Below are 20,446 nucleotides of genomic sequence, written 5' to 3'. Positions count from 1 at the left end.
GTCTCCCTGGTGTTGAAGGTTCGGGCCTGTCGTCCGGGGCTGCCATCCCCTTCCGACATCACTAATTCTGCCTTATTCGAGTGCCTGAGTCCACCTGGAACAGTCCTCCGAACGGGTGACCTGCATCACATCTTTCCGCAGGTCGGCGGCGGTTTCCGTCCCCTCCGCGCGGGCCTTGCCCGGCGGCCTCCGCCACAACTCCGCCCGGTGGGCGGGGGCTCCCCTCGGTCGGTCGGGCAGCTCCGCCGTACCGCCGGTTCTGCGGGGGGTGCCAGGCTCGCGCTTGCGCGACCGCGAAGCGGCTCGGCCTGGCACCCCCCGCAGGTTCGGTGGTAGCCCGAAGGGTGCCCGTCCGGCCGAGGGGAGCCCCCGGCCACCCCCCAACCCCAGCCACTCCCCGGCCCGCACACACAGGACGAGCCCCCACCCCCTTGGGAGTAAGGGCCCGCCGGAGGCAGAAAATCGTGAACCTCAGCCCCTCGTCAGAACGGGTCGCTGGCTGGCTTCGGCGTTGCTGGGGACGGGCTCGGCGTGGGCCTGGGCACGATGACCGGAGTTTCCTCCGCGGGCGCCTTTGCCGCGTCGTCGCCGGTTTCCACGGACTCCTTCTCGTCCGCCTCGACCGGTTCCTCCTCGACCTCCGGAGGCTCCTCCTCCCAGCCCTCGAACTCGGCGGCGTCCTCCGGCGAGCTCTCCGGGATTACCTCGACGGCCTCGACGGCCTTGCGGGCCGGCGGCGACGCAGGGGGAAGTTCCTTCGTGAGGTCGACCGGCGGTTGCTGCTCCAGCACCGCGTCCGGCTCGGCCTCCGGCACCGGGTACCGCGGGGCAAGGGCCATCTGCACCGTCTGGGAAGAGTCCTCCGGGTGACCGATGGCGACGATGGCCTCGCCGACGCCCAGTTCCCGAAGCTGGTTCGGGTGAACCTTGAAGCGGTCGACCTGGCGCAGGGAGCCGACTCCGGACCCGGCCGTGGTCGAGCCGAGAACTCCGATGTCCTCCTGGACCTGAAGCGTCTCCTCCCACCCCTCGTACGTTCCCAGCAGTTCGGAGACCTGTTCTGCGGACGCTTTGGTGCGGTGGAGGATCAGCACGTCCGCGTTGGTGAGCACGGCCGCCAGGAAGGCGTCGGACACGTCGGCCAGGTCCGCCAGGTCCTGGGTGCACACGAACAGACCGCCGCCGGCGGCGCGCAACCGCTGGAACAAACCCGTCATCGTCGATCCGCCGAGTCCGCTGAACTCATCGACGCCCGCGATGAACAGTCCGCCGTTCTCTCCGAAGTTCTCCGCCAGCAGCCGGTCTCCGACCGATCCGAGGTCGGTGAGGAACAGGTTGCCGATCTGCCGCGCCGCCTTCGCGTCGGTGTTCGCCGCGAGGGAGAACAGGACGATGTCGCCGCGCTTGACCGACTCGTAGAGGTCGACACCGTCCTGGGTCTCGATCAGGACGCGGCCGGCGTCGCCCGACACCAAATTCCGGATGCGGGTGGCCAGGCCCGGGATCGAGCGCTTCAGGTCCTTCGCCTCGGTGTTGAGGTAGTTCAGGTAGTCGCCCAGTTCCTTCTGCAGCCGCGGCGAGAAGTGGTTCGTCCGGGAGCCAAGAGACTTCAGGGTCAGCAGACGGGCCAGGTCGGGAAGGTCGCGGCGCCAGGCCCGCGTCGTCCCGTCGGGGAACAACTCGGTGACGCTTCCGCGAACCAGGTCGTCCAGGGCCCGGACGGCATACAGCAGGAACTCTTCAGCCGCCTCTCGGTGGTGCGGCTCCGAGAACCCGCCGCCGGCCACCTGGTCCAGGCACTCCACGATCCGGCTGCGGATCTGCTCGGCGGAACCGTGGCGGATGGGGTTGTACGTCGTGCCCGCTCCCGTGACCGTGACCAGTTTGAACCGGCGCCCCGCGTGATGCGCTCCTCCGGCCATTGCCTCGATCAGCATGGGGTCCGCCTTCATGTCGGCGAACAGAAACCCGATGCCCAGGGGACGCGCGTGCGGACTGACGACCAGTTCGTACACCAGCTGCTCGATCGTGCGGGACTTTCCGTAGCCGGATGCTCCCGGGATGAATCCGTGGCGCCTCATGGCACGGCCGCTGATCTCGCACGCGTCGCCGGTCATCTTGTCGACGCCCAGCCGGATACGCAGGTCGTCCAAACTCTGCGCCGGGGGACGGTCATCGTTCTGCGCGAGCTCCCGCAGCTTCGCCTCGATCCGCTTCTGCGGCACCGGGTCCTTCACCGTCCGCCACTCCGCTGTGAACTTCGCTCGCCGGATGAGCCAGGCTCCGCCGATCCCGGCCGCGACGGTCACGCTGAACGGAATCTGGTTGCCCACCCAGCTCGCCCAGTTCTCCTGGGCCAGTTCTGCCAGAGCGGCCCGGTTCGGGCTGTCCCAGATCGCCGTCCCCAGTTCGCGGTACGGCACCAGGTACCACCGGAAGAATCCGATCAGCGCGCCGACGACTACGGCACCCCACCCAGCCCAGCACACCCAGTGCCGGGCCCGCGGCGGGAAGCGGCGGCCGGCCGCGACCAGCACCAGCACGAGAATCGCCGCGACCGGGTTCAGGACGGCCAGGATCACCCCTGCCGCCCTCGCCACGGCCTCACCGGAGTTTGGGTTGATGGGCTGCGAACCCTGCCACTTGGTCGTAGGTCCGCCTGCGATGTTCCCTCGTGCTCGCTGGCTCCGTGGCGTACTCACTCTGCTCCCCGTTCTTCTACATCCCAGGCGCGGACAAAGATCTTCTGTCCCCGCCCCAGCTCGACGGCGGAAGCGTTCGCTTCCTCCGCGGCCAACTCCACGTTCTTCAGCAGTTTGGGAAAGGCCCAGTACATGGCGTAACTGATGTGATCGGCGTTGACGTACAGCAGCATGTTCCTCACGAGACGCTGACGCGCCTTCTGGGTTCGCTCCAGCTCGTGGGCCCACACGGTTCCGTCCGGACGTAGACCCACCAGGTCCGGGTAACGGCGGCCGCGCCCGTTCTCCCCGGTCGACACCGCGTAGGTGGGCTCCGTGCTCGCGTACTGGTTCGGGGTATCGCGAGCACGGATCTCCCGCTCGGTCACCAGCTCATCGTCCGGCCTGATGCTGCTGATGTACTGAGCCAGGTCGACCACGGCCAGGTCGTGGTTGTACTCCTTGATATTCGGCGTCACTGCGTTCCCAGGAATGTTCAGCAGTTCCGTCGCAGACTTCGTCAGCCAGAACACCTGAGCGCGCCGTCCGGGGAGCTGGCCGGCTGACAGCAGACCCATCGACGTCAGCGCTCGCAGCCTCCGGTACACCACCTGACGAGACGGCAGAACTCCGCCGTCTCCCGTGAACTGCCGCGTGACCTGCTCTGCCGTTACGCCGAACCACCGGCCGATCCACTCCAGAACCGGCACGTCCCGCTCGGTAAGCCGCCAGTTCTTACCCTTGGGCACCACCACTTCGCGGACTACAACCTCCACGACAACCAACTCCCACCGTGACTTACGAACGCGCGCCGTGCGGCACACGGCAAAACTCTGAGGTTCAAACCGGCCTCGCCCGCCCGCAGGGGCCGAGGAACGAGAGCCCCTGCCGTGGTGGCCGACGTAGGAGGCCACCACCAGATCAAAGCAGCCGACCCCGCCAGGGGTCGACCAAGGTCCGGCGCCCTGGTGGCAGACCAAAGGCCCCCCGGGGCCGACGTCTGCCGCCAGGTGAACGCCGCCGGACCACCAAACGCCGCCCGAAGGGCGCCCACTTCAGTAACCTCGCCCCACTCCGACGGAAACTCTCCGACTCGCCCAGCCACCCACCACGGGGCGAACTCGACAGCTCGCCGCCGACGGAAGCAAGCGAACCAACACCCTCAAGACGCGGAACTCGCCACCGGTGGACAGGTTGCATCACGACGGCACAGATCAGAGCCGATCACCGTCCGCACACCGACCCACCTCCTGGCGGCACCCTCCCGGCGAACCCACCGCCCCCCGCCAGAGCAAGTACCCCCACCGGCTTCAAGTTTCGCTGCCCATCCCCGCCCAGTAACTCACCAGCGACAACTTGCAGATACCACTCCTCCGTACCACCCACCGGCCCACCCTAGTTCTTAAATTCTTCTCTCTCTTCTCTTGTCTTTCGTCTTTGTCTTTCTCTTTTGTCCTTGTCTTTGTCCTTCGTCTTTGTCTTTCACTCTCTCTCACTCTCCTCCTCTCAGTTCCTCTCCTACCTCCACCACACTCAACCTGTGCTCCCCCCACCCCCTCTGATCTGAACCCACGTGCTGCATCCTGACCACCCACTTCCTGAGGGACGATGGGAGTGGGTGGTCAGGATGCAGCACGTGGAAAAGGGCAGGTCAGAGGGGGTGGGGGGAGCACCCTTTGTCACACCCTGTTTTACACATGGTTTTACACCCTGCGGCAAACTCTGAGTTTGCTGGCAGGGTTCGCGCTGCCGAACTGGCGGGCGGCTACCCGGCGATACTCACCTAGGCGGCAGCTCCCCACTTCGCCATGTACCGGCGCTCGCGCAACTCGGTGACCCGGGCCTTCTGCTGGGCCGGCGTCAGCTCACGGAAACGGGCCTTCCACTCGTCTCGACGGGTCTTCCTCTCCTCCGCGGGCAAACTCGCCCACCACTGCTCGCGACGGCTCTGGTCGGCCGCTGCACGCCTCTGGAGGGCCTTCTCCTTCTGCTCCTGCCAACGGCGCTGCAGCTTCTCCCTGGTGGCCTCCCATGCCCGCGCGAACGCACTCCGCTCGCGCTCGATCCGTGCTGCCGTTGCTGCCTTCCGCTGGGTCATCGACCGCAGTTCCCGTACGGCCTGGCCCGTGAGCGCCCAGCCCTTCCGTCCGGCCTGGGCGATGCGGAGCTTCCTCAGCACCTGGAGGCCGGTCTCCACGTTCGTCAGCTGGGCCCGGGTGGGTGAGGGGGTGGGGGTGTAGCCGCTGAGGGTGTAGAGCTGCGTGACCGTGAGGGGGCCGGGGTGGAGGGCCAGGGTCGTAGCGAGGCTGAACCAGGAGCGGCTGCGAGGGGCGGGGGAGTGACTACAAGGTGGGGCAGAAGTTTCAGCACGGAAGTCCAGGGCGAGCAGGTTCAGGCTGAACTCGTGCGACGCCTTGGGGCCCATGCTCTGGTCGTACGTCCGGGTCCGGATGAGGACTCCGTCCTCCACGAACGCCTCCAGGGCGTCCCGGATCGTGTTCCGGGACTTCCCCGTGTCGTTCTCCAGATCCCGTTCCGGCAGCGGCCGGCAGGCCAGTCCCTGACGCGCCATGCGGTCCCCGATAGCCGCGAGGATGTGTTCCCTGCTGTGCCGGGTGGCGGTGGTCCAGTTCGGCCAGTGGAGTTTCCGTACGCCTGCCAGAAGCGGGCCTGTGACCTTCTTCCAGCGCTCGGACGCGGATTTCCCTGTGCGGCTGTTCCGGTGGTCGTCCACGTACTCGACGGCCGCGTTCCAGCAGTGCTTCACCCACCACCGGTGGCCGCGCTTGCGGGCGCGGTGGAAACCGAGGTGCGCGGGGTCGCTGACTACCTGCCATGCGGCCTCGGCGTCGAACCCCGCAATGATGAGGCGGGCGGTAGAGAGCAGTTCGCTCAGGGACCGGTCCACCCAGTAATCGGGGCCGGGCTTACGAAGACGCTCCCAGAACTCCCCCTCCGGAATCGTGGAGATACGACGCTGCCAGGGAGTTGCCGGAACTTCCTTGCGCAGAGTTGTCACCGGCCGGGTGTACTGGGGCATGTTCATGGCCCACGACGGCAGCGTGTTGGCGGCCCCCTCCACGAACTCGGGGAGGTCGACGCGGCCGCTCTTGCGGTGCGGTGCGGAGAGCGGGCGGAGGGTACGGCGCCAGTCGATCTGGCGGGCCGTGGCGCCCCAGTGAGCGCGGACGGTCTCCACCGTGGTCTTGAACTCGGCGCGGGCGGCCTGGGTGCGGAAACACGCGATCAGGTGCCAGCGGCCGGCGCCGCCGCCGGAGCGTCGGGTAACGAACCAGCCGTCCAGTTCTCTGGCGCGGCTGGTGAGGTGTTCGAGCGCGCTGGTGCTCCAGTCGTCGTCGTCACCGTCGATGTCGACGGCGACCGCGCTTTCCCGGAGGGTGGCGACGTAGGAGGCTGCGCGGCCGGTACGGACGAACTCGGCGGCCTCGCTGAGGAACTTCAGGGGCCGGTCGGTTGCCACCTTCGAGTTTCCGCTGTCGATGCAGAAGACGGGGGCGGCGAACAGGAGGTCGTCCAGCAGCAGGGCGGCCACGCGGGCTCGCTCGGCTGCGCTCTCGGTGTTGTCCTCCGTCTGCTGCCGGGGCAGCGTCGGAGTGCTGGGAAGGGAGAACAGCGGCTCGGTGGCCACCGTTTTGCGCGTGCGGGGCTCGGCGGTGGGTACCTCAGCGAACGATGCGCGTGACACACCGTTTTGAGGCAAGGAGGTGCCGGCCCGGGGACCTGTGGCTATGATGGTCTCCAGAACTGAACGACATCAGGCAGCACAAAGCCCGCATCGGGCGGTGTCGCCGACGTCGATGGAAGAGGCGCTGGTCAGCTCCCTGGCGACCAACCTGATCGCTGACAGTGCCTTGGGATTCAGTTTTCGGAAGGCCCCGCGGGTGAGTCCCCGGGGCGTGTATCAGCTACGTCGATATGCCCCCATGGCGACTACCCCGAGGGAGGGGTGCGTCCTGAGCCGGGTTGGCCGGGCGCGATGCCCCCTCGATCCCCTGGATCTCCTTCTTCACCATCTCGGCTGTGCGCTTCCAGTCCAGCGGCTCGTCGCCGCGCAGCACCAGGTGCTCCACGACGGCGCCGATGAGACCAGCGGCAGCCAGGCGGGGGTGAATCTCCCGCAGCTTCGGAATCAGGGCCTCTGCCACCACCGGCGGCAGGTTGACGGTGATCCGCCAGTTCTCGCCGGAGGCAGGGTCATAGCTCGACTCACGATTCGTGAGCATCCGCTTGTTCCCAGTCCCGGCCATGATCCGTATCTTGCCATCCCGGACCCCTTCCGTGCATCACGAATCACGCGTGTCGGGGCACTTTTTTCACGTGCGCCCCGCCCTGCTCAACGCGGAATGTCCGGCCTTCGACCTGTTCATGTCGGCTTGCCACTGTGGTGCCGGCGCGTCAACGACGGCGGGGCTCGTGCCCTTCGCGAGGGTGACGGTTCGTCACCCTCGCTCTCTGTGAGCGTTGGACTGGGTGTCGGCTCCTACGGCAGTGCTGCGGGCTGCCCTCGGCCTCGCGATGCTGCCGGACGTACGACGGTCCCCTCAGTGGAGAACCGAAGGGACCGGGGATGCGGGGGCCAGGTCGGCGCGACTGGAACGCGGCTGGGACATGCGCGGGGTCCGCGATGACGTCCCAGTCGCTGAACTCGTGGTGAGGCCGACCGGAGTTCGGGGAGCGCTCGTTCAGGAACCCAGCGCTGACGTGAGTTTCTGAGGACGAACGCTCAGCCGGTCAGTCGCTATCCCTCCGGGTGACGACCAACTGGTGACTGCCGGGGACGTCGGCACGGACGCGCGTGGCGAAACCCCGCCGCCGCAACACCCGGTCGATCGCGGCCGCCATCGCCGCTTCGGTTTCATCCTGCAGCTGCACGTCGGGGTGCTCGTCCTCCTCGCGGTCGATGGCGTCGGCGGCCTGCTTCAGCAACTCCGCGCTGCACGCCCACCCCACGATGACGGCCCCCAGTTCGCGGGACTCCACGACGTCCACGCCGCCGCCGGCGCTGACCGGAGTGGAAGGGAGATCACTCAGGGGAAGGCCCGCGAGCTGAAGCGTGCGGTACACCTCGATCCGCAGGCCCTCGACATCGTCCACCGTGTTCTCCGCTCTTCCCGGCTCCCGTGTGCCGCTGCCGCGGCCCCCGGAGAAACGCTACTGGTCACACCGGTTTCTCAGCAGCAGCGCACTGATGCACGACTGCGGGAACCAGCCAACCGTCCGGGAAACCTGTTCCCTGTTCGTCGCGGGCGTCCGCCCGGTACGGTCTGCCCTATGCCGGACAACGCCCTCGCGCTCTCCCCGCTCGCCGTCCCGGGCCTGCCCACACCGTGCTGCCTCGACGGCCGCGACCTCATGCAGACGTGGGTCACCGCCTATGGCGCCGCCGTGAACTCCGGGGAAGCGGCACGAGAGGTGTTCGATGCCGAGAACGCGTGGACCACGCATCAACTGGTTGTGCACCGGTTGAATCCGCCCCGGGTCGACGGCTGCCACAACTGCGTGGAGTGGGCGGCGAACCTGGGGCTGGGCCCGGACGACTCCCCGGACCTCGACCACCCCGTAGAGTACGAAGCAGCCGAGCACGCGGTCCGGCACCAGGTCTTCGACCCGCTGGTGCGGCACTTCAGCGGCGGCCGCCACTCTCCCGTCTGATCAGGACCTGCGGACATGCCCGACACCACCGCCGACGCTCGTGCACGGCAGGACCGTACGACGGCGGCCGGACTGACCGGCACCGCCGCGGTGTGCGTCGTCCTCGCGGCCGGCTCAGGGCACCGGTGGCCGGTACTCGTCGCGGCGGGTGCACTGTTCGGCGCCGTGATGGTGTACCGCCGGGTCATGCGCGGTGCTTACGCGTACTGGGTCGCCTGGGCGGTGTCTCCCGTTCTGAGCCTGCTACTGCTGTGGGCCCAGCCCTCTGACCTCCGCGATGCGGCCGCACTGCTCGCCCTGCCGTGGGCCGGGCTGAGCGCCGTGGTCGCGCTCGTGCTGTTCGTGCTGTGGCGTTCTCGCCGCGGCGGTCATCTGGACTGGGTGGTGTGGCACCCCGACCTCGGCCTCCTTCGGCGCGAGCAGACGAAGCGGGCGGCCCTCGACTGGGCGCGGTGGCACTACCGCGAGCCGAGCCTGATCGACCGCCTCGACCGGGCGCCGGAACTCGCGCGGCAACGTCCGCTCTACCCGTACGCTGACCGGCCGCTGAAACAAGCCGACCGGCCGCAGGAGTCGCTGTGACCCGGCCTCCGGAGGACGGGGCCAGGGACCGCGCCGTGGCCGGGGTCGCCGCGTTGGGTGCCACCGCTCCCGACTGGGACGCGGTGGACGCTCTCCTGCAGCGCCGGGGCCAGGACGCGGCCGTCGTGACCGTGGCCCTGGCGTACCTGACGGCCTGCGCCGAGTGGCGGACGGCAGAGCAGAGCGGCCGCATCGGTGTGCAGCTCGACCGGTACATGAGCCGGTGGCAGCGCACCGAGAAGCTGCTCATACACCGGCTGCGCCGGCGGGCCGTACTCAAGGCCGCCCCGCTCGGTGTCCGGCGGGCGCGTTGGCGGCAGGCACAACGGATCGTGGCCGCGCTCGACGTCCGCGGGCTCGGCGTCTACACGATGGAGCGCGAGGAAGCGCTGCACGTCTGCGGGCTCATCGCGCTCGGGGTCGTCCACCACCTGGTGGCGGGAGCGGCCCTGCCTGCCATCTGCTCGACAAGCACCGAGTGGGCCTGACGGCCCCCTGTCAGCACCTGCCGGTGGATGGTCACACGTACCGGTGGTCCTTCCGCGTGTCGGGGGCGGGCTCCCTCCCGGCTCGGGCACGGTGGGGTGGTGCGCCGTCTACTGTCCGCCCTCGTCCTGCTCGCTGTGGGGTGCACGGGGTGTGTCAGCGTCGCCGGGCAGGCTCCGCACCCGGACGGTACACGGCCCCCGGCGAACGCCCGGCCGATGATCTTCTCGGAGACACCGCCGCCCTCACCTCCACCCGCTCTCGAAGCGCTCGTGGACACCTCCGAGGACTCGGCACGTCCCGCGCCGTCGTCCCGGCCGGCGAAGGAGACACGGAAGGCGCCGCCACGGCCCCCGGCCTCTCCAGCCCGCGCCGCAACGGCCGCAGCCGAACGCCGCGCGGCTCCGCGTCCGCGCCCCCGGGTCGAGCACGTGACCCCACGGCCGCGTACGGTGCCGAAGCGGCCTCCGGTTCGTCCCCGCCCTGCCCGTTCGTACGACATGGGCACGGTGTGCGCCATGTCGAAGGGGACCGTCGACCCCTCCCTCTCGCAGCTGTGCGAGTCGACCTATGGCCGGTGAAATCAGCGCCCGGGTCCGATATTCTCGCGTATTAAGACGCGAGAATGGGAGAAGCGATCATCACCACGTCAGCAGCGGAGTCCGAGGGTCCTGCCGAGAACGCGACACTCAGCAGCGTCGGAGCCGCGATCACCGAAGCTCTCTGCGCGGGGTGGCAGGACATCCGCCGCCATCATCCCGACGTGCCGGACGCCGTGGTGACGATGGGGACTCGGCACGGCAAGCGCCTCTGGGCCCACTTCTGGGCAAAGCAGTGGAGCCTCACCGGCGGCGAGACGGTCCCGGAGGTGTGGATCGCCGCCGAGGGCCTGGCCCGCGGCGCCGCCGACGTGATGGGCAGCCTGCTGCACGAAGCCGCCCACGGGCGGTGTTCCACCCGTGGAGAAGAGGACTGCAACGCTGCCCAGTACCACAACAAGTTCTTCCGGGACTCGGCTCAGGTGCTCGGGCTCTCCGTGGAGCGCTCCGAACGCAAGGGCTACTCGATCACCTCGATCACGGACATCGCACGGCAGCGCTACCGCGAGCCGATCGCCGCGCTGGAGGCGGCGATCCGGGCGGAGCGAACGATCCCGGCCTCGGGCGTCACCGCCAGCGGCAAGACGCGGCGGGACACCAACTACCGGCCGGCGAGCTGCCAGTGCCGTCCCGTGCGCACCCTGCGGGCGGCGGCGGGCACCTGGGAGGGGCCGCCGGTGATCTGCGGCGGGTGCAACAAGCCGTTCGTGATGACGTCCTAAGCCGCGAGGCGCAGGGACATGGTCGCGCTCTGCTCCCAGTCCGGGACGCTGTCGACGTACTCCCAGAACGCCCGGCTCTTGGGTGCGTGACGGGAGTGGATGGCGACCTGGTGCGGTGGCTTCTTGCTGCGCAGGGCGGCCTGGATGAACCCGCGCCTCATGCTGTGTCCGGTGATGCGGCGGCCCTGCTGCAGAGCACGGCGGAGGCGGAGCCGCCAGCCGGAGAGGATGCTGCTGGCCTCGGCCTCGCTGTCGGTCGCCGCCGCGGCGGCGACCGCCTCCGCGCGGTCTTCCCAGACCTCGGCGACCGCCCGTTCGTCCTCGTCCTTGATGAGCCCGGCCGCGCGGGCGGCCGTCTTGATGATGGTCCGCACGGTCCGGGCGGTGATGCCGCCCTGGCGGTCGGCGTCGTCGTTACGGCGGCCGGCGGCGTCCGCGCCGATCTTCCCGTGCCGGTCGATCCGGCGGAGGAGGGGACCGTCCGTGAGCTGCCCGGCGTCGGCGAGGACGTCGAACCACCGGCGCACGGCGGTGACCGGGCACAACTCCGGTGCGTCCAGGGGCGCCAGGATGCGGACGGTCTCGCCCTCGGCGTCCTGGTCCGCCTTGGACTCCCTGACCTCGACCTCCAGCGCGGGAACCTCGTGGATCTCCCCGGTCTCCTCGTCCGTCAGCTCCACGGTGAGGATGCGGATGTCGTGGATGTTGAGGGCGGCCGGCTCGCTGCACCGCCCGGCCATCCACCAGTCGAGCACCAGCGTGACCGCGTCCCGCGCCCCGCGCGGGGTGCTCACGTTCAGGGTGGCGACCATGCGCCGCAGGTCTTCCGGGGTCACGCCGTCCGCCTTCAGCGGGCCGGGACGGACGCCCCCGATCCCCTTCGCCTCGTGCTTGGCGCGTCCCCGGATGACGCCCTCGATCGCCTTCAACTCCTCGGCGTCCAGCGGCGATCCGTCCAGCGCACGCATCCCGCGCAGGGTGCCCGACATCGCTTGCAGCGTCTTGACCGGGTGCCCCCGGTCGGCCAGGGCGGCGATGAACGACGCCACGGCGCCGCGTTCGGCGGTGTGCCAGTCGACGTCGCTGCACCACTGCGCGTACTCCTGCCAGCGCCAGGCCCGCGCGTCCCGGCTCGACCGTGGGACGCTCTCCTCGAACCACTTGGCAGCGGACGCCGACAGGCGCATTCCGGTCCTGGTGGTCACCGTCTCCATTTGCCGGGCGATGGGGCGAGACGGCGGGAGGGCGATGTCAGTGCTGGTCACGGCAGGGGCCTCCGGGTCTTACTTCCGCTTGGTGCGGGTCGGCGGGAGCATGGCGCGTACGGCGGCCGCCGCGTCCTGGGCGGTCTGATGGACGGCTTCGGCGCCCGTACCGGACGCCCGGGTCATCGTCTTCAGCGCGTTCAGCAGCGTGGCGACGGGGTCCGGGGTGCCGTCGAGCGGCTGGGCTCGGTAGACCAGGACGGCTTCGCCCGGGTCGGACGGCAGGGTGGCGGGGAAGGTCTCGACCTCCATCCGGCCGGCGCGGTAGGCGAATCCGATCTCCAGCCGACGGCGTTCGTCCGGCAGGCCGGTCAGGTCGAACTCCTCGCCCTCCAGCAGCAGTTCCACCAGCGGGAAGACGGTGATGCCACGGCCGCGCCGCAGAGCTGCGTGCACCCGGGTCTTGATCGCTTCGGCCTCGGGCCCCCACTCCTGGGTGCGGGCCTGCTCAAAGGTCTGGCTCACCGGCCCGTGCCCTCCGTGCCTGGGGTGTCGTTGTTCAGGGTGCGCATCTTTTCCTGCACTTCCGCGGCGGTCAGCCGGATCAAGCGGTCTCCCCGGAAGGGCTCGTCCGGCGGCGCGGGAAGGGGGAGGACTGCGGTGGGAGCATCCGCTGGTACGGCCGGTCTGCCGTACACCATCCTCACCGCGTCGGTCAGGGCGTCATGCCGTGCGGCGCCCCGGGCGACGCCCTGGAGGCAGTCGGTCAGCTTCCGGGCCTGCGCGCTCAACGGCGCCCCGGCTGCGGCCAGTCGCCCCAGCTCGGCGGCCTCGGCCGCGATCTCCTCGGCGAGACGCTGCATGTTCCCGGCGGCCGTGGCGATCTGCTCGTCCAGCCGGTCCCGCCCGGCCTCCGCCCGGGTGTACGGGGCGGTCACAGCGCGCCCTGCCGGTCGCGGGCGGCCCGGATCGGAGCACACCGTCCGCAGGTCTTCACCGAGCACACCGGAGCATCCCCCGACCGCCACCGGAACTCGTGACAGTGCTGGTCACGGCCGGACTGGGGCACCTGCTCCAGGGCCGTTCGGATCGCCTCGCGGGCCTCGTCCAGCGCGGCGGGCCGGCTGGGTGCCTCCTGCAGAAGCTCCAGCGCCCGGCTCAGACTCGCCCGGCCGGATGCCAGGCCGGGCAGCTCGGCGAGCGGGACCAGGTCCCCGCGCTGGGCGTCCGCCGCATCGGCCTCCATGCACCAACGGCCGTACGGCATCCGGCCGCCGGTCACTCGCCGCTCTCCGGCCGCTCGACGGTGAACTCGACGCGCTGGACGCCGAAGTCCTCCGTGACGGCCCGCTCCTCGTACGCGACGCCGGCGGCGTCCAGTTGCGCCCGGGTCAGCTCGACGGCGCTGGTCTTCCCGCTGTTCAGCGGGCCCAGGATGGCGGCCCCCTCGACGCCGTCCAGGATCGTCACCGGTCCGCCGCCGAACAGCTCGGGCGACACCAGGGGCTGGACGGACACCGTCTTCTCCTCGCCGCCCCGGGCGATGCCGCTGCGGTCGACCACCGTGGTGGTCCACCCGGTGAGGTCGCCCTGCGGGTCGGTGTCGACCAGGCCGGTGTACCGGCCCTCGCGGGCGAGCTGGTCGAGCAGTTCGCGTCCGCTGACGCCGCGGCGCTCGGCCTCGACCGCCAGCAGCCGCTGGACCTCCCCGGCCGACCGGTCCGGCTCCTCGGACTCGCCTCGCTCCGGCATCGCCGCCCCCTCCAGTAGTTGTCAGCGCCTGTTGTAGGCGTCTGCAAGCGCGCTGTTTCTGATTTCCGCTAAGGAGACGGTATCGGAAATCAGGCGGCCGGCAGGGGCCTTCGGCGTCGCCCGGACGGGTACTTCGACTGTCTAACGGTTCTGTGAGAGCGATTCTCCGCTCCGCCCCCCTCGCGGCCGGTGGGCCGGTGCCGCGCTCGTCGGTGCGCGAGGGGGGAAGGCAGGCAACGGCGGCGGCCGGAGGGGCGAGCCGCTGTGTACCGATCTGCGGCACTCATTGCCCGATCCGGTAGGTACCTGCACTGAAACGAAACTCCTTCCTCAGATCGGCGCGTGTCGAATCGTGCCTGATCAAACCCTGTGGCGATTCAATTTCATTGCGTTGCATTGCATTACGTTTCATTACATTGCATTGCGATCTTGAAGCGGGTTCGACTACACTGCGGAGTCAGGTCGGTACACCGGTCTTCGCTGAGAGCCGTCCTGCTGCGCACGCAGGAGTTCCGTACAGCCGCAAGGGGAGGACAACGGAGTGAGGAAGAACCGCCGTCGAGAACAAGGAGCCACCGGGGTGTCTGTGAGGCGGGTTGTTACGGCGGCCGTAGCGGCGGCCGGGGCGTTCGTCATCGCCGGGTGCTCGTCGGGTACCGGGACGACGAAGGGGACGGGCGACCGGGACGGCGGGAGCGGCGCTGACACCACGGCCGCTGCCGTGCAGACCGCCCGGGACTACCAGAGCGCCGTCAACGGTGACGACTGGACGAAGGCGTGCGGCCTGCGGACCGAGCGCTACCGGCACGGCTCCGTGAAGGAGTGCGTCGCCGACAACGCGCCGAAGACCCAGAGCCCGGAGCCGAGTCCGACCGAGTCCGACGAGTTCCCGCCGCTTCGCCGGGCGGACGGCTCTGTCGTGCGCGGCAAGCCGAAGCCGAGCGCCAGCGGCCCGGACCGGGCGGAGACGGGGGAGGTCAAGGCCAGCGGGCCGCAGAGCGTCCCCGCCATCGGTGACCACCCGGCCGGCACGGGCGTACGGGTCGAGTACACCGTCACCTGGCCCGACTCCACCACCACCAGCCGCAAGGCCCTGCGCGTCGTACAGCAGGGCGACACCTGGCTGGTCGACCAGTCCGAGGACATCGCCGAGTCCGACGAGGCGCACGGCAATCCGGTCCACGACGCACTGATGAGGGGATGACCCCATGTTGGAACCAAAGACCTACTTGTCCGTGGCGCATGAGACCGTGAGGTCCCGCGACGCACACGAGTCCACGCAGGTACCGGGGAGGGCCCGAAGGTGAAGAAGAAACCGCCGCCGTCACCGCGCCTGGCCGCCGTCGCGGTGATGGACCCGGACCTCGCAGGGAAGGACCGGGACCTCCTGGAGCGGGCCGAACGGCATCCCCGTTCGTACAGCGAGGGCGAGATGAGCGTCTGGTGGGCCACCGCCCCGCGTCTGGTTCGCCCCGGTGCCGGCGTCGCTGGTCTCGCGGGCGGAGCCTGGGTCACCGGAGAGTGGAAGTGGTACGACCCGAACGCCCATGACGGCCGGGCCACCGCTTCGGATGTCATCGGCCGGAACATGCAGGGCGTCTTCGACGCGCTTCACTCTGCCCTCACCTACGCCTGGCCATTCGGGGTCGGAGCCTTCGTTCTGGTAGCGGCCGTGTACGCGACGGACGCGGCCGCCCGAAACAAGTCGGCGCGACGGCTGGCCGAACTCAGGGACCGGTGTGTCCGGCCCGCCGAGCTCAACGACGACGCCCGCACTCTCCTGGCCCGTGCTCAGCAGGCGAAGAAGGCCGTGCTCACCTCGGCAGTGCACCGCTTCGACCTCATCGACCGGCAGCGCAACGAGGTGTCCCTCCCCCATCAGGAGTGGGAGATCGCGGAAGCACTGCGGGAGTACACCCGGCTGGTCAAGGCCGAGCCCTCCAACCCCAAAGGGGGCAAGGTCGCCGCGCTGCTCGACACCCGGCGCCGGGCCCTGCGGGCGAGCCTCGACGGGATCACCCGGCGCGTGGTCGCCCTGGAGTCGTACGCCAAGCAGGTGGCCCAAGCCGATGACCGCTACCGCGAACTGCAGCAGATCCAGGCCCTGACCGACGGCAGCGACGACGTCCTCGACTTCCTCGCGCGTACGGCCCGCGATGACCTCGCCGTCGCCGAGATCGAAGGCATGACCGGTGAAGCCGCCGCCGTCGCCGCCTCCTTCACCACGGCGCTCGAATCCGCGAAGGAAGCCGCCGTCATCGCCCTGCCCACACGCAAGACCGCCGCCTGAGCGACGGGGAACGGAATCCACCGATGACTGACCAGAACGGCAGCCCCGCCGAGACCGCCGTCCGACTGTGTGAGTTCCCCGCCGGGTGTTCCCGGCCGGCGAAGACGAAGGCGCCCGGGACACCCGGGCCCCCGTCGAAATACTGCGATGACCCCGACCACACCGCGCTCAAAGCCCTGCGCTGGGAGCGGAGGCACGGCAAGGATGCCGCCGCTCGTCAGGACGCGGTGCCGGACGACCTGTCCAGACTCCCGCACAGTGCCGCCGTGGCGGAGGCCCAGACCACGGAGATCAGTCTTCGGTCCCTCCTGGTCCAGGTCCTCGAAGTTCTCCCCGGTCACCTGGCGGCGGTGGAGGCCGCGGGCGACCCTGAGCTGGCGAGCGTCCAGGTCGCGAACGCACAGAACGCCGCCCGGCTGCGCGTCACCGAGGCAGAGACGAAGCTCGGTGTGGAGCATGAGGCCCGGGTCGCCGCCGAGCAGAAGGCGAAGCGGCTCGAAGGCCTGAAGGAGACGGCGGAGGAGGCGGCGGTCGAAGCGGACGGCCTCCGTGAACAGGCCGAGTCGACCGCCGCCCTGATGTTCCTCCTCGCGCTGTACGCCGCGCGGGCCAAGGACGTGGCCGAGCGGGAGGCCGAGGAACGGGTCACTGCTGCCGATGCGCGGGCGCAGGACGCTCAGGAAGCCGCCCGTGCCGAGATCGAGCGGGTCAGGACCGAGACGACCGAGCAGATCGAAGCGGCCAAGGTCGCGGCCGACGAACGGATTGAGGAACACCGGGTCCAGGTCGAGAAGGACGCCGAGGACAAGGTCGCCGCCGCCCAGAAGAAGGCGGAGGACGAGATCGCCGCCGCCCGCAAGGACGTCGAGACCATCGAGCGGACCACCCGGAAACGCGTCGAAGAACTGCAGGCGGAGACCGCCCAGCACAAGGCGACGGCGGAGGCGGCAACGGCTCAGCTCACAGAAGCCAAGCGGGAGCGGAAGGACCTCATCCAAGAGCACCTGACCGACCGGGGCAACCTGATTAAGCAGCACAACGACGAACGCGACGAGCTGATCAAGCGCCACAACGCCGACCGTGACCGGTTGCTCGAAGAACTCAAGCAAAGCCGGGAGTTCGGCAAGACCCAGGCGGCGGCGGCCGAACGGACGGAGAAGGCTCGCAAGGCTCTGGAGACCCAGGTCCGCCGTCTCGGACGGCAGTCGGCGCCCAGCAGCGGCAAGGGCGGCAAGTCGGCGTCGGCCTCCCCCGCCGACGACGGGCACGGCCGCGAACAGGTCACCGCTGCCGTGGCCGAGGACGAACCGATCCCCGGGCAGTCCCTCATCGTGGATGACCAGGGCAAGCCGGTCCAGAGCGAGGGCAAGGAGGACGTCCAGTGACGCTCACCGACCCCTCCCTGCTGGAGGACCTGTTCACCCATGAGGTCGACGGGCGGTCCGCCCAGTTCGTCCGGCCGGCAGACACCGACCTGCCCAACTGGGGGGTGTACGAGGGAAGCGACTTCCTCGGGATGCTCTACTCCGACCAGTCCGGCGGCGGGACGCGGTGGCGGCTCGGGCAGTCCCACGAACGGCACGACGTCCTCGACGACGCGGTGCGGGCCCTGCGTCGGCCCCGGTCATGGCCGCGCGAGCGGGCGCAGGTCTCGGACTGGGCCCGGCGGCTCCTCGCCGACGAGTCCCTGACCGCTGTCGACGTGGAGACCACCGGCCTCAACGAGCCGTGGGCCGTACAGATCGCGGCCACCGACAAGAGCGGCACCGTGCTCTTCGACTCATACGTCAACCCGCAGGCCGGGATCGAGCCGGACGCCATCGCCGTCCACAAGATCACGCCGGAGAAGGTCGCTGACGCGCCCACCTTCGGAGAGCTGCTGCCCGCCCTCACCGAGGCTCTGCACGGGCGGACGTGCATCGCCTACAACTTGCCCTTCGACAAGGGGTGTTTGGAACGGGAGCTGGAACGGCACAGCTCGGTGCAGGCGGCTGCCCGGTGGCTCGACGGGTGCCGGTGGCACGACGCGATGGAACCGTACGCCGTCTGGAAGGGCCTGTGGTCGGTCAAGCGGGGGCGCTACCGCTCGCAGAAGCTCGGAGGGCCGCACACGGCCGTGGAGGACTGCCGCCTCCTCCTGGCGCGGGTGCGTGAAATGACATCGTCCGATCGACTGTCAGGGGGCTGATCCTGTGGAAGAACGTGCCGAACTGCGCGACTCGCCCGGCGCGGTGGCCGAGCGTATCCGCGAGGACATCCGGCAGTGCGCTGCCCTGCTCAGCCGTGCCCGGCAGTACGGCGAGCGGAGCCCGCAGTACAAGGAAGCTCAGGCCACTTGGAGGTACCGCCAGGCGATCATCGACGCGCTCGCGGTGGAACGGGGGACCTCCCCGGACGACATCCAGGTGCACCGCGTAGCCGCGTACGACGTCATCGCTGCGACGCGGACCGTTCGGACGGATCTCCTGCAGCGCGAAGCGGAGCAGGACGACGCCGGGCGCCGCTTCCTGGAGGCCACGGCGTTCCTGGACGTGCCGACCGGGCCGGCGGCGGGACCTCGCGTTCAGGGCCTGCCCGAGTGGAGCCCGGAGCCTCCCGGCGGGGCCGGGTAAAGCCGGACGACCTGCAGATGGCCCTGGACCTCGCGCATGAGGTCCAGGGCCATCTGCGTGGCTGGCGCCGCGGGCTCTACGAGCGTCGGGATGTGGGGGGCTGCCAGAGCGCCCAACCCACCGCGCAGGCACACGCACCCCACAGGAGGGCTTCGGTGAGGGAGGTGGCCGCGGTCGTCACCACGTTCGTGAAGAGCCATCCGAAGATCACGACGGCGGTGCCACGGGCCCAGCGTGTCTGTTTGGAGAGGACGACCCAGGACCCCACGTAGGGCTGCCAGAGATTCCGGATGATGGAGACCGGCAGCATCAGCAACACCCAGACGGCTACGGCGACCAGGAATCTGAAAAGGGTGCTCTCCGTGAGGACGTAGGCGGTGGTGCTGGCCGTGGCCAGCAGTAGCGCCATGGCGCCTTCGAGTCCGGCGCGGGCCCGCACGGTGCGTTTGGGGTCCAGTGCGTACAGCGCGGTGCGGGCCCGCAGGACCGGCTCGGAGCGGTAGCCCGGCCGGCCGCGCTGGCTGGTGACGAAGTCATCGAGGGTGGCGAGGGCCTGCTGCCGGTGGACGACGTCCTCGCGGGCGATGCGCACGAGTTCGCGGATCGGCTCGCCCCTCGTGTGCACGGTGCTGCTCGACAGGGAGCTGGCGGCGCGCTCGAAGTCCTCGTGGCTCATGGGGGACAGTGAAGCAGGTGCCACCGACAACCGGCCCCGGGATCGAACCCGGTCAGCAGGTCATCCCCGGCACCTGGCTCTGCTCCCGGTCGGCCTCCTGCCACAGCTGCAGGGCGCGGTCGACATCGCCCTCCAGGACATGCACGAGGGCCTGCGCCGTGTCCCGCCGAACCAGGACGGTTCCCGTCAGTACGTTGTTCACCGCGGCGGCCGCCGGGTAGCCCGTCACCGCCTCAACCTGCCAGGCGAGGGCAGCGACGCAGGGCGTCCCGGCCGCATGGTAGAGGTCTCGGACGTAGTCGGCGAAGGCCCGCAGCGCGGGCGAGTTCTCCATAGGCGGCAGGCATCCGGGGCAGTACGGACGCAGGCGCACAACGCCGGTGTTGGACACCAGCGCGCAGGTGTCCGTGGCGGCACCGCACCGGTGGCACTGCCAGCTCAGGACCGTTTCGCTCCACGGCAGGGGCTCGCCCCTCGTGAAGGACCGGAGCGTCACCTCGTCTCCGGTGACGGGGATCGCGGCCGCGCCGCGCCGGGCCTGGGTGTACTTGGCGCCGCTGCGCTCCTTGCGGGCGCGGGCACGGGACTTGGGGCCGTTGGCTCCGTTCTTGGTCATGAAAGCCTCCGTCACGAGACCCCACGCGTCTCGCCGGGCTCGGGCGCTATCAGCGCGGGCAAGGGCGTACTGCGTCCGCGGGCCCGCGCCAGGAATATCCCGGGGGTCCTTGGCCGGCCGTCGTCCGGCACAGCGTGGGTTCGTGGCGTGCGGCGTGCGCGTCCTGCCGCTGAACGGCAGCGTACCGCCCGGCCACCCCGGAGGGTGAACTGCCCTCGCCGGTGGTTGCCGTGGACGGTCGCGGGGCTGGGCTCGCTTCGCGTGCGGCGACGTCGTCCGCGAACGCCCGGTGGACAGCAGCACCGGCTCTGAGTCTCGGGCGGCTGGGCGCCGTGACGATCAAAAACGGGAAGCGTGGCTGATGTCCGCGGGGGTGCCGCCGTACGGCCTGGGGGGCCGCACGGCTGGGTACCTCCGCTCGTCGGTCCTCGACTGCGGGCGCTGAGGGGTTCCGTTCTGTGGTTGAGGTGGACCGCCCCCACTGTGGCTCTGCGGGTACCTGTTGGTGCGTCTGCGACAGACGATCTTCGGGTTGCTCTAGAGTCGGGACCA

General features: G+C 69.8%; 21 protein-coding genes. 9 read left to right on the top strand and 12 right to left on the bottom strand.

What is annotated here, in order from left to right; all coding sequences use genetic code 11:
* Positions 1–482: 482 nt before the first annotated feature.
* From ACFC09_RS36705 to ACFC09_RS36685, 5 genes are all read right to left on the bottom strand, one after another.
* The gene (locus ACFC09_RS36705) at positions 483–2,600 is read right to left on the bottom strand and encodes a hypothetical protein (protein WP_376535743.1); all 2,118 of its coding nucleotides are present in this window, start codon (positions 2,598–2,600) and stop codon (positions 483–485) included.
* Positions 2,601–2,698: 98 nt separating this feature from the next.
* A complete protein-coding gene (locus ACFC09_RS36700; protein ID WP_376535741.1) occupies positions 2,699–3,457 on the bottom strand; it encodes a hypothetical protein in 759 nt (252 codons plus the stop codon).
* 1,007 nt (positions 3,458–4,464) lie between these two features.
* Entirely contained in the window at positions 4,465–6,330 is a 1,866-nt protein-coding gene (locus ACFC09_RS36695) for a hypothetical protein (protein ID WP_376535739.1), read from the bottom strand.
* Positions 6,331–6,607: 277 nt separating this feature from the next.
* Positions 6,608–6,949, bottom strand: coding sequence for a hypothetical protein (locus ACFC09_RS36690; protein ID WP_376535737.1), 342 nt, complete (start codon positions 6,947–6,949; stop codon positions 6,608–6,610).
* Positions 6,950–7,433: 484 nt separating this feature from the next.
* Positions 7,434–7,796: a hypothetical protein gene (locus ACFC09_RS36685; protein WP_376535735.1), complete on the bottom strand. Its 363-nt coding sequence runs from the start codon at positions 7,794–7,796 to the stop codon at positions 7,434–7,436.
* A gap of 177 nt (positions 7,797–7,973) precedes the next feature.
* Between ACFC09_RS36685 and ACFC09_RS36680 the strand changes: the two genes are divergently transcribed.
* From ACFC09_RS36680 to ACFC09_RS36665, 4 genes are all read left to right on the top strand, one after another.
* A complete protein-coding gene (locus ACFC09_RS36680; RefSeq protein ID WP_376535733.1) occupies positions 7,974–8,354 on the top strand; it encodes a hypothetical protein in 381 nt (126 codons plus the stop codon).
* Positions 8,355–8,369: 15 nt separating this feature from the next.
* Entirely contained in the window at positions 8,370–8,936 is a 567-nt protein-coding gene (locus ACFC09_RS36675; RefSeq protein ID WP_376535731.1) for a hypothetical protein, read from the top strand.
* Positions 8,933–9,424 carry a hypothetical protein gene (locus ACFC09_RS36670; protein WP_376535729.1) on the top strand — a complete coding sequence of 164 codons (492 nt, stop codon included), beginning with the start codon at positions 8,933–8,935 and terminating at the stop codon, positions 9,422–9,424. The genes ACFC09_RS36675 and ACFC09_RS36670 overlap by 4 nt, the downstream gene beginning before the upstream one ends.
* Positions 9,425–10,047: 623 nt before the next feature.
* Complete coding sequence (locus ACFC09_RS36665; protein ID WP_030795174.1) at positions 10,048–10,743, top strand: hypothetical protein; 696 nt, start codon at positions 10,048–10,050, stop codon at positions 10,741–10,743.
* Here ACFC09_RS36665 and ACFC09_RS36660 read toward each other — a convergent pair.
* The 5 genes from ACFC09_RS36660 to ACFC09_RS36640 are packed head-to-tail and all read right to left on the bottom strand — an operon-like array spanning position 10,740 to position 13,700.
* Entirely contained in the window at positions 10,740–12,008 is a 1,269-nt protein-coding gene (locus ACFC09_RS36660; RefSeq protein WP_376535727.1) for a hypothetical protein, read from the bottom strand. The two genes, ACFC09_RS36665 and ACFC09_RS36660, sit on opposite strands and share 4 nt — an antisense overlap.
* A gap of 18 nt (positions 12,009–12,026) precedes the next feature.
* Entirely contained in the window at positions 12,027–12,473 is a 447-nt protein-coding gene (locus ACFC09_RS36655) for a hypothetical protein (RefSeq protein ID WP_376535725.1), read from the bottom strand.
* Complete coding sequence (locus tag ACFC09_RS36650; protein ID WP_376535723.1) at positions 12,470–12,886, bottom strand: hypothetical protein; 417 nt, start codon at positions 12,884–12,886, stop codon at positions 12,470–12,472. Before ACFC09_RS36650 ends, ACFC09_RS36655 begins: the two co-directional genes overlap by 4 nt.
* Entirely contained in the window at positions 12,883–13,194 is a 312-nt protein-coding gene (locus ACFC09_RS36645; protein WP_376535721.1) for a hypothetical protein, read from the bottom strand. The genes ACFC09_RS36650 and ACFC09_RS36645 overlap by 4 nt, the downstream gene beginning before the upstream one ends.
* A 32-nt stretch (positions 13,195–13,226) precedes the next feature.
* Positions 13,227–13,700: a hypothetical protein gene (locus tag ACFC09_RS36640; RefSeq protein WP_376535719.1), complete on the bottom strand. Its 474-nt coding sequence runs from the start codon at positions 13,698–13,700 to the stop codon at positions 13,227–13,229.
* Positions 13,701–14,280: 580 nt separating this feature from the next.
* On the opposite strand from ACFC09_RS36640, the gene ACFC09_RS36635 reads away from it, so the two are divergent.
* From ACFC09_RS36635 to ACFC09_RS36615, 5 genes are all read left to right on the top strand, one after another.
* Complete coding sequence (locus tag ACFC09_RS36635; RefSeq protein ID WP_376535718.1) at positions 14,281–14,904, top strand: hypothetical protein; 624 nt, start codon at positions 14,281–14,283, stop codon at positions 14,902–14,904.
* Positions 14,905–15,003: 99 nt separating this feature from the next.
* Positions 15,004–15,990, top strand: a complete 987-nt coding sequence (locus ACFC09_RS36630; protein ID WP_376535716.1) for a hypothetical protein — start codon at positions 15,004–15,006, stop codon at positions 15,988–15,990.
* A 23-nt stretch (positions 15,991–16,013) separates the two neighbouring features.
* Positions 16,014–17,375, top strand: coding sequence for a hypothetical protein (locus tag ACFC09_RS36625; protein ID WP_376535714.1), 1,362 nt, complete (start codon positions 16,014–16,016; stop codon positions 17,373–17,375).
* Positions 17,372–18,178 carry a 3'-5' exonuclease gene (locus tag ACFC09_RS36620; RefSeq protein ID WP_376535712.1) on the top strand — a complete coding sequence of 269 codons (807 nt, stop codon included), beginning with the start codon at positions 17,372–17,374 and terminating at the stop codon, positions 18,176–18,178. The genes ACFC09_RS36625 and ACFC09_RS36620 overlap by 4 nt, the downstream gene beginning before the upstream one ends.
* A 4-nt stretch (positions 18,179–18,182) precedes the next feature.
* Positions 18,183–18,602 (top strand): hypothetical protein, encoded by a 420-nt coding sequence (locus tag ACFC09_RS36615; protein ID WP_376535710.1) that lies wholly within the window; start codon positions 18,183–18,185, stop codon positions 18,600–18,602.
* Between the two features lie 76 nt (positions 18,603–18,678).
* Here ACFC09_RS36615 and ACFC09_RS36610 read toward each other — a convergent pair whose 3' ends face one another.
* Both ACFC09_RS36610 and ACFC09_RS36605 read right to left on the bottom strand, forming a co-directional pair.
* Complete coding sequence (locus ACFC09_RS36610; RefSeq protein ID WP_376535708.1) at positions 18,679–19,278, bottom strand: hypothetical protein; 600 nt, start codon at positions 19,276–19,278, stop codon at positions 18,679–18,681.
* A 52-nt stretch (positions 19,279–19,330) separates the two neighbouring features.
* Positions 19,331–19,894, bottom strand: a complete 564-nt coding sequence (locus ACFC09_RS36605; RefSeq protein ID WP_376535706.1) for a hypothetical protein — start codon at positions 19,892–19,894, stop codon at positions 19,331–19,333.
* Between the last annotated feature and the right edge of the window lie 552 nt (positions 19,895–20,446).

Origin of the sequence: Streptomyces sp. NPDC056161, assembly GCF_042268025.1 — a bacterium.
Classification (GTDB): Bacteria; Actinomycetota; Actinomycetes; order Streptomycetales; family Streptomycetaceae; genus Streptomyces.
This window is presented reverse-complemented; position numbering and strand designations above follow the sequence as displayed.